Origin of the sequence: Streptomyces deccanensis, assembly GCF_022385335.1 — a bacterium.
In the GTDB taxonomy this organism is placed as follows: domain Bacteria; phylum Actinomycetota; class Actinomycetes; order Streptomycetales; family Streptomycetaceae; genus Streptomyces; species Streptomyces deccanensis.
In genome coordinates this window covers 5,306,768-5,320,077 of the sequence record NZ_CP092431.1, presented here as the reverse complement: position 1 = coordinate 5,320,077, position 13,310 = coordinate 5,306,768, and the positions used below count along the sequence as shown (strand labels likewise).

Genomic DNA, 13,310 nt, shown 5'->3' with positions numbered 1-13,310 from the left:
CGCGGAGGGGGCGGTCCGTTCCGTACGCGGGAGCTCGGGGGGCGTACGGGGGCGCGTTACCGGCGTACGGCTGCATCGGGGGTCGGCGGCTGGGGCGGCTCCGTGGGCGGCTCCGGGCAGGCCGTGTGGGCGGCTTCGTCCCTATCGCGCACTATCGCGCCCTGTCCCGCCCGATCGTGAACGCTTCTGGCGAGCTCGGCGGGGCGGTCGGGGCCCGTGAGGGGCTCGGCGGGGCCTTGTGGGGTCGGGTGCGTGCCGGTCCGTGCGCCGTGGCGTGCGATCGTGCGATATGCGCCGTCACAAGTTGGCCTACCTGCGATCACACAAGGTGAATAATGGGGCCTGAGGGCGTCTCAGCGACAGAGAGGGTCGCCGTGGGGACCAGCAGGGACAGTGCCGTTTCCCGTCAGCGCTTCGACGTGGCCGACGCCGCGCCGTTGCTGATCGACGCGGACGGGTTCGTGACGAGCTGGACCCGGGACGCGGAGCGGCTCTTCGGGTATCCCGCGGCCGAGATCCTGGGCCGCAGCGTCCGTACGCTCCTGGCCGACGAGGACGGCGAACGCATCGGCGCACTGGCCGAAACCCATCGCGTCCTCGGCGGCTGGTCCGGCATCCTCACCGCCCGCCACCGCGACGGCCACCCCATCAAGGTGATGGTCCGCGTCGTCCCCACCCGCGAGGCACCGACATCGGCGCCGGGTCGGGCGGGGGCAGAAACGCCGTCTGCGGGTGCCGCGCCTTTGACAGCCGGTGCTCCTGGTACCGGTTCGGCCGGTACCGGTCCGGCCGGTTCGCCCGGTACCGAGCCGGCGGGTGCACCCGGTTCCGGCTCCGCCGGCGTCCCCGGTACAGGTTCGCCCGGTGACCCCGGTACCGGTCCGGCCGGTCCCCCCGGCACCGATCCGTCGGGTGCACCCAGTTCCGGGTCGCCCGGCGTCCCCGGTACAGGTTCGCCCGGTGCCCGTGGCTTCGGGCGTGATGCCGGGGGACGGGCCTCGGCGGCCGCCCCCGGAGTGCGGCCCGCGTCGCGCCCCGGTGGTCCCGACGCGTCCCGGGGCGACACGCCACCCGCGTCCCCGGGCCGGGCCGCGGTCTCGCCCGAGGTGGGGCGCGTCCCCGCGGGGGAGGCCGGCGCGTGGCCGGTCGGCGGAAACGCCGGGAGCCCGCCCAAGCCGAGCCCTCACCCGCCGAAGCCCGCCCCTCCACGGACCACATCACCCCAGACCGCGCCACCGGCGGTGCAGGGAGCGGCCCGACCGCCGGCGTCCACCGCACGGGAGCACGACGCCTGGCCCGCCGCCCGGCACTCCAGCGGCCCCACCGCCCGGCAGACCACCCCCGCCCCCAACTCCCCACCCCCCACCGCGTCCCCGTCCGCCCGCCTGCCCTTCTCCCCCTCCCCGCTCTCCCCGTCCTCACCGTCGGCCCCCGCCTCCCTCTCCCCGTCTCCGCCTTCAGCCGCGTCGCCCGCGTCGCCCTCCCTGTCCCCGGCCTCGCCCCCTCCCTCCCCCGACCCCCTCAAGCCCGCCCACTGGGTCGCGCTCGTGTCCGATGCCACTCAGGCGCCCGGGTGGGACATGAGCCGGACCGTGCTGGAGCGGATGACCGCGTGGTCGCCGGTCGGGATCGCGATCGTGGACACGGAGCTGCGGTTCGTGTGGTCGAACGCGGCGTTGGAGCGGTTCGGCGGCGGCCGGGCGCACGAGCGGGTGGGGCTGCGGCTCGCGGAGGTGCAGCCGGGGCTCGACGCCGAGCGCATCGAGGCGCAGATCCGGAAGGTGCTGGAGACGGGCGTCCCGGTGCTGGACTACGAGCACGTGGGCCGGGTGCGGTCGGCGCCGTACCGCGAGACCGCGCACGCGATGTCGTTCACCCGGCTGGAGGACGACCACGGGCGGCCCATCGGCGTGTACTACACGGTGGTCGACGTGTCGGAGCGGCACCGCGCCCGCACCCGGCTCGCCCTGCTGGACCGCGCCGGTGAGCACATCGGCCGCACCCTCGACGTACGGCGGACCGCGCAGGAGCTGGCGGACGTGGTCGTACCGGCGCTCGCCGACTTCGTGACCGTGGACCTGCTGGACTCGGTGCTGCGCGGCGCCGAGCCGGGGCCCCTCGGCGACGGTTCCGTCCCGCTGCGGCGGGTCGCCCAGCAGTCCGTGCACGACGGGGTGCCGGAGGCCGTCCTGGAGATCGGCGCGGTCGCCTCCTACGCGGCCGGATCGCCCCCGGTGCGCGCGCTCGTCGAGGGCCGGTCGTGGTCCGAGCCGCGGCTGGACCCCCTGTCGGCGGAGTGGGCGAGAGCCGTCCCGGGCGGCCGCGCGGTGCCCGCGGAGGCACTCGGACTGCACAGTGCGATGATCGTTCCGGTGCGGGCGCGCGGTATCACGCTCGGCATCACCACGTTCTTCCGGCGCGACCGTCTCGACCCCTTCGACGCGGTCGACCTGGGCCTCGCCGAGGAACTGGTCGGCCGGGCCGCCGTCTGCGTCGACAACGCCCGCCGCTACACGCGCGAGCGCGACGCCGCCCTCGCCCTCCAGCGCAGCCTGCTGCCGCGCCGGCTGCCCGAGCAGGACGCGGCCGAGGTCGCCGTCCGCTACCGGCCCGCCGACGAACTGACCGGCCTCGGCGGCGACTGGTACGACGTCATCCCGCTCTCCGGCGCCCGTGTCGCCCTCGTCGTCGGCGAGGTGGCCGGCCACGGCATCGACGGCGCCGCCGCCATGGGCCGCCTCCGTACGGCCGTACGCACCCTCGCCGACCTCGACCTGCCGCCGGACGAGGTGCTCGCCCACCTCGACGACATGGTGGCGAAGTCGGCGCGGCAGGAGGGTGCCGAGCCGGGCGGGGGCAGCCGCCAGACGGTCGGGGCGCGCTGTCTGTACGTCGTCCACGACCCGGTGTCCGGCAGCTGCGCCATGGCCGCCGCCGGGCCGTTCGCCCCGGCCCTGGTCGCCCCGGACGGCACGGTCACCTTCCCCGAGCTTCCCGAGGGGCCCGCGCTCGGTGTCGACCAGCAGCCCTTCGAGGCGCTGGAGCTGGACCTCCCCGAGGGCACCGTCATCGCGCTGCACACCGACGGGCTGCTCGCCGGAACCTCGCGGGAGGCGCTGTGCCGTGCGCTGGCCCGGCCCGAGCCCTCCCTCGAGCGGCACGCCCAGCACGTCCTGGACTCCCTCGCCCCGGCCCGCCCCACCGACGACGTCGCCCTCCTCCTGGCCCGCACCCGGCGCCTGCCCGCGCACCGGGTGGCGTCCTGGGAGCTGCCGGCCGACCCGGCGCTGGTCGCGGAGGCCCGCAAGACCACCTCGCGGCAGCTCGGCGCGTGGGGGCTGGACGAGCTGGCGTTCACCACCGAGCTGATCGTCAGCGAGCTGGTCACCAACGCGATCCGGCACGCCGCCGGGCCCATCCGGCTCCGGCTCGTCCTCGAACGCACCCTGATCTGCGAGGTGTTCGACGGCGGCGCCACCGCGCCCCACCTGCGCCACCCGCGCACCACCGACGAGGGCGGCCGCGGCCTGTTCCTCATCTCCCAGTTCACCCAACGCTGGGGCACCCGCTTCCTCCCGGAGGGCAAGGTGATCTGGGCGGAACAGGCACTCGCGGAACAGTCACCGACGGAGCAGGCCCTCACGGAACATTCGTTCTGACCTACCGCCGATCCGCCGGGTACGCCATGCGGGGACCCCTCCGCTGGTCCGAGCGGATGAACCCGCCGGGCCCGGCCGCGTCCCGTACCGCCTTCCCGTCCCCCTCCCGCACCCCTCCGCCTCCCCCGAATCTCCACATTTCCGGCATCCCGCCCGCCTTCCCCTTCCCCTCCCGTGCCCCGTTCAGCCTGATTAGTGGCGGTTGGCACTTCATATGAATGCAGGCGTCGGCTTCGGGCACCGGGCTCCGTCGCCTCGGCAGGACATCAGGGAGAAGAGGGACGTGGTGAAGCGAAGAACACCGGGGGGTGTGGGCCTGGCCCTGGCCGTCACGGCTGCGCTCGTGGTCGGACTGGCCGGCGAGGCGGTCCCCGCCGTCCCCGCCGCCCCCGGCGCCAGTGGCACCGCGGACGGCAGGGCACCCGGCGACGGCAACGTGACCGTACGGGTCGTCAACGAGTTGGACGCCGACGGGAAGTACGACCACGGCCAGGAGAAGGGCCGGGCCGGTGTGCGGGTCACGCTCACCGACGACCACGGCACCGTGGAGACCCGCACCACCAACGCGTACGGCATCGCCTGGTTCCAGCCGTCGGCCACCCCCCTGCGCGGCGGCAAGTACCGCGTCCAGGCCTACAACCCCGACTCCCGCACCCTCCAGCCGGCGGTCGCGGGCCTCGGCGACGGACCGGGCGTCATGCGCAGCAGCGTCGGCTTCGTGGATGTCTCCGGAGGCCGGCACACGACGTACACGACCGGCTTCTGGGAGCCGGGGGTCTACTGCCAGGAGAACCCGGACCTGGTGACCTGCAACCTCACCAAGGGCGACGCCCCCGACACCCACAACGGCCTGGTGCGGTTCGCGGGGAACATCTCCGACACCCACCCCGGCGGCACGGTCACCCGACTGACCAACAACCAGCAGCAGGGGGCCGTGTTCGGCATCGGCAACGACCGGACCGGCAACACCTACCTGGGCACACTGGTCAAGCGGCACGCCGCGTACGGCCCGGCGGGCGCGACCAACACGATCTACCGCCGCAACAGCGCCTCCGGGGTGAGCACCTTCGTCACCCTGCCGGGCCTGCTGACCGAGCACGACGAGGCCGAGGACTGGCTGCGCGACAACCCGGTCTACAGCAGGGTCGGCCGGGAGGGCATCGGCGACGTCGACGTCTCCGGCGACGGCAAGACCCTCTACGCGGTCAGCCTCAACGACTCCCGCCTGTACTCCGTGCCGATCCGCGGCACCGGCGACGGGGTCTACCCGGGCACCTACCGCTCGCACGTCATCCCCCGCCCGGAGGAGTGCGCCGGTCACTGGCACCCGTACGGCATCGGGGTGCGCGGCGGCCGGGTCCTCGTCGGCGGGGTGTGCGGCGCGGAGAACACCGTCACCAGGAGCGCGCCGTGGGGCGACCCCTCCCAGGTCACCTCGCACGTCTACGAGTTCACCCGGGGTTCGTTCCGGCCCCTGTTCAGGACGGCGATGAACTACCCGCGCGGCTGCGCCTACCGGTTCACCGGCACGCCCGCGACCGCGCCCCGCTGCACGAAGCCCTCCACCGTCGGCAGCCCGCTGAGCGCCATGTGGGAGGCGTGGAACCAGCGCGTCCCCACCCCCGGCCGGCTCTCCTTCGTCTCCGCGCCGCAGCCGATCCTGTCCAACATCGAGATCGCCGACAACGGCGACCTGATCCTCGGCTTCCGCGACCGGTTCGCCGACATGCAGGGCACGGCGACGTACCCCTTCAACGCCCACCGCGACGCCCCCAAGGTCCGGGCCGTCGCCGCCGGTGACGTGCTGCGGGTGTGCACGACCCGGACGACGTACACGCTGGAGAACAACGCCCGGTGCGACGCGCTCTACGGCGCGCTCCCCCACAACGACGAGGGCCCGGGCCACGGCGAGTTCTACGCCGACTCGACCAGGATCACGGACGCCCACATGGACCAGGTCACCCAGGGCGGCACGGCCCTCCAGCCGTACCGGGACAAGCTGTGGAGCACGGTCCACTCGCCGTTCGACGGGCACCCCTGGGAGCAGGGCGTGCGCCGCTGGAACGCCACCAAGGGCAAGACCGAGGGCAACCTCCTGGTCCAGCGGACCTGGAGCGCCGACGCCGCGCAGCGCGCCATGCTGTTCGGCGAGGGCAACGGCCTCGCCGACCTGGAGCTGATCTGCGACCGGGCGCCCGTCCAGGTCGGCAACCGCGTCTGGTTCGACACCGACGGCGACGGCGTCCAGGACCCGTCCGAGCCGCCCGTCAAGGGCGTGAAGGTGACGCTCGACCCCACGTCGTCGTCCGGCCCCGACCTCGTCACATACACCGACGCGAACGGCGAGTACTACGTCGGCAGCCAGGGCCAGGGCGGGCTGCGGCCGAACACCACCTACCAGGTCTCCTTCGACCACAGTGGCGTCGACACGAACGCGCTGCCGGGCCGTCCGAGCCGCGCCTCGCTCAAGTGGACGGTCAAGGGCGCCGGTTCGAACCGTGCCATCGACTCCGACGTCGACGCCCACGGCCGGACCACGGTCCGGGTCGGCGACGCCGGCCATGTGAACCACACGGTCGACGCCGGTCTCACCCAGTCGGTGCGGCTGACGCTCGTCAAGCTCGACAAGAAGAGCGCCAGGCCGTTGCCCGGCGCGGTGTTCGAGCTGTGGCAGGACACCAACGGCGTCCGCGGCCTCCAGCGCCACGGTCTGCGCAAGGACCGGTTCGTCAACGACTGCGCCACCTCCCGCACCGGCCGCTGCTCCTTCGGCTCGCTCCTGCCGGGCGCGTACTTCCTGGTGGAGACGGACGTCCCCGAGGGCTACCTCAAGCCGAGGCAGCCGGTCACCGGGCCGTACGTCCTCACCCCGCGGAACGCCTCCCACGGCAACGGGCTGTTGGTGAAGCTCTTCAACGCGCGGGGCGAGGCCTGCAAGGGCAAGAAGTGCTGACGCCCTGACGGCGGAGCCCGTTCGGCCCAGCAGGACGTCTCCGGGGCGGGCGGCATGCCGTATCTCTGAGAGGGGGTTCGGCGAGTGAGCGAGTACCGGAGGCCGCGTTGACGAGACGAAGGACACGGAAGGCCCGCAGGACACAGAGGAGCCGGATACGTGTGGTCGCGGTGCTGTCGTCCGCCCTGCTGGGGTGGACGGCGGCACCCGCCGACGCGACGGCGCCCGCCGACTCCGCGGCGCCCGCACCGGAGTGCACCGCGCGGACCGGCCCCTACCAGTGGGACCTGGAACGTCATCTCAAGCTCCCGGCGGACGGCCGGCAGTCCACCGCCGACTGCGTGGCCATCCGCGCCTTCCAGCAGCGGACGGGCGTGAAGCCCGCCGACGGCTACGCGGGCCTCGCCACCTACCGCACGATGCTGGTGGTGCAGGCCCGCGCCAACCCCAACGCGGCCGGGAAATGTCCGGTGCGGACGTACCAGGTGACGTGCGTGGACCTGGACCGGCAGCTCGTGTGGGTGCAGCGGGGCAAGGAGGTGATCTACGCGCCGGTGCCCGCGCGCACCGGCAAGGACGGCGAGGAGACCCGCACCGGCTGGCACACGGTCTACTGGAAGCACCGCGACCATTTCTCCGACCTGTACAACAACGCGCCGATGCCCTTCGCCCAGTTCTTCAACGACGGCCAGGCCTTCCACGGCGTCCTCGACGACCTCTTCAGGGGCGGCTCCCACGGCTGCGTGAACCTCCGCTACGCCGACGCCGAACGCCTGTGGCGCGTCATGCACGAGGACGACGCGGTCTACATCTGGGGCGCCAAGCCGGGCACCTGGCGCTCGATGAGCCCGCCGGCCGACCGTGGCTGATCCTTCTGAATGCGAACATATGGGCCTGAGCGGAGGGGCCCGGCAGTGGTCCCTCCCTCGGCGTCACCACGACGTAGCGCCATCACCACGACCCACCGCAGGAGTTGACGGATGAGACGGCCTTCCCGGCGTGCCCGGATCGCGATCGGGACAGCCGTGGGAGCGGTGCTGATCGCCGTACCGCTCGTGGCCCGGGAGGTCTCCTCACCCGCCCTCGACCTCCGGCCGGCCGCCCGCGCCGAGGACCCGGCCTGCGCCCGTATCGCCTACCGCTACCCCGACCGGATCGCGGGCGAGTCCCGCGACCCCGTCTCCGTCACCGGTGTGGCCTCCTGGGGCAACGGTGGCGTGGTGCTGCGCTGCGGCCTGGAACCGCCGGCCGAGACCGCCGACCCGTGCGTCGAGGTCGACGGCGTCGACTGGGTGTTCCGGGAGGACGGCTCCACGGGCTCCGGCTACCGCGTCCTCGTCACCTACGGCCGGTCCCCCGCCGTGCAGGCCTTCGTCGACGACCGGGTCACGGCGATCGACGGCGTCCTGGTGGACCTCAGCGACGTGGTGCGGCCGATCGAGCGGGCGCCGGACGACGTGTGCGTGTCCGCCGCCGACGCCACCCCGCGCTGACGGGATCCGGTGCGGCCGCCGTGGGGCGAGGCCGTGTCACACCACGCGGGGGCCACCGCTCAGACGGCCCGAGGGGGCCGTCGGGACGAGGCGGTCGTAACGCCAGGCGCACAGCCCCAGAGCCATCAGGAACTGCAGGTCGATCAGGGCGAAGGTCATCATCATGAAGGCACCGTCCACCGCGCCGGCCGGCCCCTCACCCGCCCACAGGCCGGTGGCCACCAGCGACAGCAGATACAGGACCGCGTACACCGATGTGTCGATGGTCGCGGTGCGCCAGCGCGACAACGCGGGGAGCGCCTTGCGGACCACCGTCAGCACGGCCGCCGCCACCAGCGGGAAGAGCAGCCACCCGCCGGTCGGCGTCACCTCTCCGGGGCCCACGTTCAGTACGGCCACCCCCCACAGCCAGGAGGGAAAGGTCACCACGGCCGCGTACTCGACCGCTCTGCGCCAAGGCGTGATCATCTGCGCTCCTCGCATCCCCGTACGTCGCCGGCGGTCAACCGGTGACCACAGCAGTGTCCCAGCCGCCTCCACGGGGCCGATCGGCAGGCTCCGCAGGGGCGTTGCCTAAGCTGTACGGCGATGAGAACCAACCCCCGTGCGGCCGCCCTGTGCGTGGTGGTGGCCGGGCTCGTGATGACGGGCTGCGCCACGCCGAAGCCGTTGCCGACGGACGTGGAACAGGGCGAGCAGGGCGAGCAGGCCGGACGGGGTGAACGGGGTGCGCGGGGCGGGCTGTTCAAGAGCATCCCCGTGGGCGAGCGGCCCGCCGCGCCCGACTTCGCCGGCAGCACCGTCGACGGCGGATCCGTCCGCCTCTCCGACTACCGGGGTCAGGTCGTCGTCGTGAACGCCTGGGCCTCCACGTGCGGTCCCTGTCGCGTCGAGTCGCCCGATCTCGACCGTGCGCAACGGGAGTTGAAGGCGCGGGACGTACAGGTCCTGGGCGTCAGCACGGACGCGTCCCGGCCGAACGCGCTCGCCTTCCAGCGGGACCTCGACCTGTCCTACCCGAGCCTGCACGATCCTGGCGGCAAGCAGTTCCTGAAGCTGCCGGGCGGACTCGTGAACCCGCAAATCCTGCCCTTCACCCTCTTCGTCGACCGCGCGGGCCGGATCGCCGGGGCCGTACAGAGCACGGTGACGGAGGAGGACGTGCGGAGCGTGGTCACGCCGTTGCTGGAGGAGGAGGGGTAGCGGCGGTGGCGAGGGCGCCGGTGCGGGTGGTGGGGCGCCGCCCCAGGGCCTCGTCCGAGGACCCGTCGTCGCCGGAGTCCGTGGACTGCTCGTCGGACGGTGCCTTCGTGTCCTTCTTCTGCGGTTTGGGGCTCTTCTTGGGTTCGTTCTTCGGCTGCTTTTTCTTGCCCTTCTTCTCCGCCTGTTCCTTCAGGAGAGCCTGGAGGCGTTTGATGCCGGCCTTCGCCGCCTCGGTGGTGGCGGTGTCGTCGATGCCGTAGAGGCCGCCGTGGGTGAGCAGGGCGGCGGTGTCGCCGACGCGTACCGTGGCGAGGTCGAGGGTGAGGGCGCTGTCCTCGCCCTCCAGGTCACCGCTGACGACCAGCCGCAGGCCCTGGCGGGCGTCGCCGAGGTCGCCGGGCAGTTCGACGGGGGTGACCTCGGCGCCGTACTCCCGCCCCTGGACGCCGGTGATGGTGAACTCCCCGCAGGTGTCGACGAGTTGGCCGAGGCGGCGGAGGCGGGCGTCGACGTCGGCCTTGTCGTACGCGCCGACCTGGTAGCGCAGCTGGGCGCCGTACTCGTAGTCGTCGAAGCCGGTGACGGCCGTGCCGCCTCTGGGTTCGCCGAGGACGTCCTCGGCGTAGACCGCGTCAAGGAGCGCCTGGCACTCGGGGCGGTCGGTGCGGCCCTTGAGGAGGCCGTCCCGCCACGTCGCGGCGCCCTGGGTGCCGGACCACGCGTCGCCGAGGTCGTCCTGGCGCAGCAGGGCGCTGCGGGCGCGGGCGTCGGTGAGTGCGGGGGTCGCCGGGGCGCTGGGCGAGGCGGAGGCCGTGGTCTCCTCGACGGAGGCGGCCTCGGGGAAGCCGCGGGGGTGCCCGGGGTCGTCCACGACGCAGGCCGTCGCCCCCGCGAGCATCCCTAGGGCCATGACCCGGGCGAGAACACGGTACGGACGACGCATGGCGGAGCCTCCCGAGAGCACGACGTTGCCGTTCCTACGCCAACACCGCTCGTGGCCGCCCACCAGCGCACAGGGGCGTACGGGTGAGGTGGTCCCCCGGACAGCGGCGGGGCTTCCCGGGGAGGTGGCGGGTCGGTCACCCGTCGGTCATCCGGGGGGCGTGCGAGAGGGGGTGGGGGTGAAGGTGGGGGTGGGGGCCGTCGTGGGCGTGGTGGGGGAGGTGCCCCGGATCTCCACGATCGCGCCCGTGGTCAGGCGGCCGTACAGCCAGCGGGCGTCCGTGGTGCGCAGGCCGATCCAGCCGGAGGTCATGTCGAAGGTGCCGGGGGCCTTCGCGTTGCCGGGGAGGGCGGCGATCCAGACCGCGCTGCCGCCCGGGGTCAGCGTCGGAACCGGGCTCACCCGCCCATCGGCGCCGGTCCCGTCGGCCGGTTCGGTTTCGGCGCCAGGGTCGACCCGGTCGAAGAGGCCGCCTCCGGGGCCGGCTCCGCCGTTCGTGTCGGTCCCGGCGTCAGGGTCGGCCTGGTCGAAGAGGCCGCCTCCGGTGTTCGTATCGGTCCCGGTGTCCGTGTCGGTCCCGGCGGCCCCGTCGGTCGCCTCGGCCCCGGCCGACTCGCCCGGGGCGGCCGTGGCGTCCGGGACAGCCGTGGCGGCCGTGGCGGCCGGGGTGTCCGTCCCGACCGGGGTCAGTTCCAGGACCCACGTCAGCTTCGCGTCGTACTCGTCGTCGAAGCCGAGCGTCGTGCCGGGGACTAGTCTGACGTCGGCCTTGGCGGTGACGGTCATCCGGCCGGTCGGGGTCGGTGTCTCCACCCGGCCTGCCGAGATGGGCAGTTCGCGGCCGGCGACGGTGAGGACACGGCGGGAGAGGTCGACCGTGGCGTCGGGAGCGTCGGCGGTGGCGCTCGGCGGGATGCTCGCCGTCGTGGCCGGGAGCTGCTCGGTCCCGTGCGAGACGGCGTTCAGGGTGAGGACGGCGGCCAGGCCCGCCGCCGCGCAGCCGCCCGCGACCGCGGCGGTCGTCCGGCGCCGACGACGACGGCGTCCGGCGGTGGCGCGGACCTCGGCGCCGGACCCGGGCGGCACCGACTCGGCGGACTCGGCCAACTCGCGCAGCCGGACGGTGAGTTCATCGGACACGGCCGTCCTCCTTCGCACCCTTGCCGGGGGCCAGTTCGCGCGCCAGCGCCGCCCGGCCACGGGACAGCCGGGCCTTGACCGTGCCCACGGGGGCACCGGTCTCGGAGGCTACCTCCTCGACACTCAAGTCGCACAGATGGTGCAGAACCACTGCCATCCGCTGGGCCTCCGGAATCCTGCGCAACGCCTCGACCAGCACCGCCCGTTCGGGATCGGGTCCCGGCGCGTGCTCCGGGGGCGGATCGCGGCGCACCAGCTCCAGCCAGCGGCGGGCCCGGCGCCACCGGCTCACCGCGAGCCGCATCGCCACGGTCCTGATCCACGCCTCGGGCGCTCCCTCCGCGAGGAAGTCCCGCCGCCGGTCCCAGGCCCGTACGAAGGCCTCCTGCACCACGTCCTGTGCCTCGCCGTGGTCCCCGGTGAAGGCGAAGAGCTGGCCGGTCAGTCGGGGGAACGCGGTGGCGTAGAACGCGTCGAACTCTTCCTCGGTCATGCCCCCGCCGTCGTCAGAAGTCCCGTGCATCGCCATGCAACCCGGTCGCCCCCGTCGTGCGTACAGGTCCCGAACGTACGCCCGAGCCCATCGAAACACATCGCCGACAGCAACTGGGGGGAGACCATGACCACGGGGAGCAGGGCCATGAGGAACAAAACCGTGCGGAACGGGGTCGCGACGGCCGTGTGCGCGCTCGCTCTCGCGCTGACGGGGTGTGCGGGGAGCGGGGAGGGAGTGCGGGTCGAGGGGCCGAGCGAGATACCGAGAGCCCAGGCCCGCGCGGACGCGGCCGGCACGGAGAACGTGCACGTGGAGAGCCCTCCGGCGCCGGCGTCGGCCTTCGACGGTGTGCGGGTGAACATCGCCGAGGGTCAGACCGTGGGCGTCGGCACGCCGATCTCCGTCACCTTCGCCCGCCCGGTGGCGAAGGCGGAACGCGGGGCGGTGGAACGGCAGTTGAAGGTCACCACGGACATCGGCTCGCAGGGTTCCTGGGGCTGGGTCGAGGAACGGAGACCCTCCGACGGGCAGCGCGTCGACTTCCGCCCGCGTACCTCCTGGCGGCCCGGCACGAAGGTCACCATCGAGGTCGGCGCGGGCCTCACCCGGCATTTCACCATCGGCCGGACGGCATAGGAGGAAGCGGTCGGCGCGCGAAGGCACCGCGAGGGGACGGAGAAAAAATCTTCCGCCGGTGTCATCCGTCCCGTACGCCTCATGGGTTTCAGGAGTGTCAGACCAAGCACCTGGACCAACACACCTTTGGGGGTCGTCCGTTCATGACCGTGACACGGATGCACACACTCGTCGCCGTCGCAGCGCTGACCACGCTGCTGGCGGGGGCGTCGACGACGTCGTACGCCGCCTCGCGGGGGGAGGCGGCGCACGGCGCCGGCACGACGGTGGCGATGGCGGAGGCCGCCGCCGCGAAGGCGGCGGCGGCCAGGAAGGCGCCGACCCCGCGCATCGTCCAGCCCGGTGAACACGTCGTCGCCGCGCCGGGATTCGAGTTCTGGCTGACGGAGGAGGGCAAGCACTGGATGGAGCCGGACCTGCCCGACTTCCCGCAGTTCCGGAGCGTCGTCGACGGCAACATCGACCGGAGCCGACCGGGAGTGTCACTCCAGGCGTCCGCCTTCGAGGGGCGCTACTACCTCTCCGGCGTCTACTACGGGGGCAAGGGCACCGCCTCCCGCGTGGCGGTCCGGACGAGCACGGGCACGGTCCACGGCAAGCTGCTCGAACTGCCGGGCAAGCCGGGCTGGGGCGTCTGGTACGCCATCGCCGACCTGCCCGCGGCGGACGACGGGGAGGAGTTCCTGCGCGGGGTGACCGTCCTGGACACCAAGGGCGGCGTGTACTCCCAGCTGCGCCTGAGCTGACCTGACCGGAGCGGAGCGGGTGCGGGAGCGGGAGTGGGTGC

At 73.4% G+C, this 13,310-nt stretch carries 11 protein-coding genes; 7 read left to right on the top strand and 4 right to left on the bottom strand.

The window, feature by feature from the left end; genetic code table 11:
• The first annotated feature begins 374 nt into the window (after window positions 1-374).
• The 4 genes from L3078_RS23675 (at window position 375) to L3078_RS23660 (ending at window position 8,105) form a co-directional block, all read left to right on the top strand.
• Window positions 375-3,659: a SpoIIE family protein phosphatase gene (locus tag L3078_RS23675; RefSeq protein WP_338059518.1), complete on the top strand. Its 3,285-nt coding sequence runs from the start codon at window positions 375-377 to the stop codon at window positions 3,657-3,659.
• A gap of 283 nt (window positions 3,660-3,942) precedes the next feature.
• Window positions 3,943-6,612, top strand: coding sequence for an SdrD B-like domain-containing protein (locus L3078_RS23670; protein ID WP_239755959.1), 2,670 nt, complete (start codon window positions 3,943-3,945; stop codon window positions 6,610-6,612).
• A 161-nt stretch (window positions 6,613-6,773) separates the two neighbouring features.
• Window positions 6,774-7,481 carry a L,D-transpeptidase family protein gene (locus L3078_RS23665; protein WP_239755958.1) on the top strand — a complete coding sequence of 236 codons (708 nt, stop codon included), beginning with the start codon at window positions 6,774-6,776 and terminating at the stop codon, window positions 7,479-7,481.
• Between the two features lie 111 nt (window positions 7,482-7,592).
• On the top strand, window positions 7,593-8,105 hold the full coding sequence (locus tag L3078_RS23660; RefSeq protein ID WP_239755957.1) for a DUF3515 family protein: 513 nt from the start codon (window positions 7,593-7,595) through the stop codon (window positions 8,103-8,105).
• A gap of 36 nt (window positions 8,106-8,141) precedes the next feature.
• Here L3078_RS23660 and L3078_RS23655 read toward each other — a convergent pair whose 3' ends face one another.
• Window positions 8,142-8,573 (bottom strand): hypothetical protein, encoded by a 432-nt coding sequence (locus L3078_RS23655; protein WP_239755956.1) that lies wholly within the window; start codon window positions 8,571-8,573, stop codon window positions 8,142-8,144.
• A gap of 120 nt (window positions 8,574-8,693) precedes the next feature.
• Between L3078_RS23655 and L3078_RS23650 the strand changes: the two genes are divergently transcribed.
• Complete coding sequence (locus L3078_RS23650; RefSeq protein ID WP_239755955.1) at window positions 8,694-9,308, top strand: TlpA family protein disulfide reductase; 615 nt, start codon at window positions 8,694-8,696, stop codon at window positions 9,306-9,308.
• On the opposite strand, the gene L3078_RS23645 is transcribed toward L3078_RS23650, so the two are convergent.
• The 3 genes from L3078_RS23645 to L3078_RS23635 all read right to left on the bottom strand — a co-directional run bounded on the left by L3078_RS23645 (window position 9,280) and on the right by L3078_RS23635 (window position 11,884).
• Window positions 9,280-10,251 (bottom strand): hypothetical protein, encoded by a 972-nt coding sequence (locus L3078_RS23645; RefSeq protein WP_239755954.1) that lies wholly within the window; start codon window positions 10,249-10,251, stop codon window positions 9,280-9,282. The two genes, L3078_RS23650 and L3078_RS23645, sit on opposite strands and share 29 nt — an antisense overlap.
• A 147-nt stretch (window positions 10,252-10,398) precedes the next feature.
• Window positions 10,399-11,391: a L,D-transpeptidase family protein gene (locus L3078_RS23640; protein WP_239755953.1), complete on the bottom strand. Its 993-nt coding sequence runs from the start codon at window positions 11,389-11,391 to the stop codon at window positions 10,399-10,401.
• Complete coding sequence (locus L3078_RS23635) at window positions 11,381-11,884, bottom strand: SigE family RNA polymerase sigma factor (RefSeq protein WP_239755952.1); 504 nt, start codon at window positions 11,882-11,884, stop codon at window positions 11,381-11,383. Before L3078_RS23635 ends, L3078_RS23640 begins: the two co-directional genes overlap by 11 nt.
• Window positions 11,885-12,031: 147 nt before the next feature.
• On the opposite strand from L3078_RS23635, the gene L3078_RS23630 reads away from it, so the two are divergent.
• Both L3078_RS23630 and L3078_RS23625 read left to right on the top strand, forming a co-directional pair.
• Complete coding sequence (locus L3078_RS23630; protein WP_239755951.1) at window positions 12,032-12,523, top strand: Ig-like domain-containing protein; 492 nt, start codon at window positions 12,032-12,034, stop codon at window positions 12,521-12,523.
• 158 nt (window positions 12,524-12,681) lie between these two features.
• Entirely contained in the window at window positions 12,682-13,269 is a 588-nt protein-coding gene (locus tag L3078_RS23625) for a hypothetical protein (RefSeq protein ID WP_239755950.1), read from the top strand.
• Window positions 13,270-13,310 lie beyond the last annotated feature (41 nt).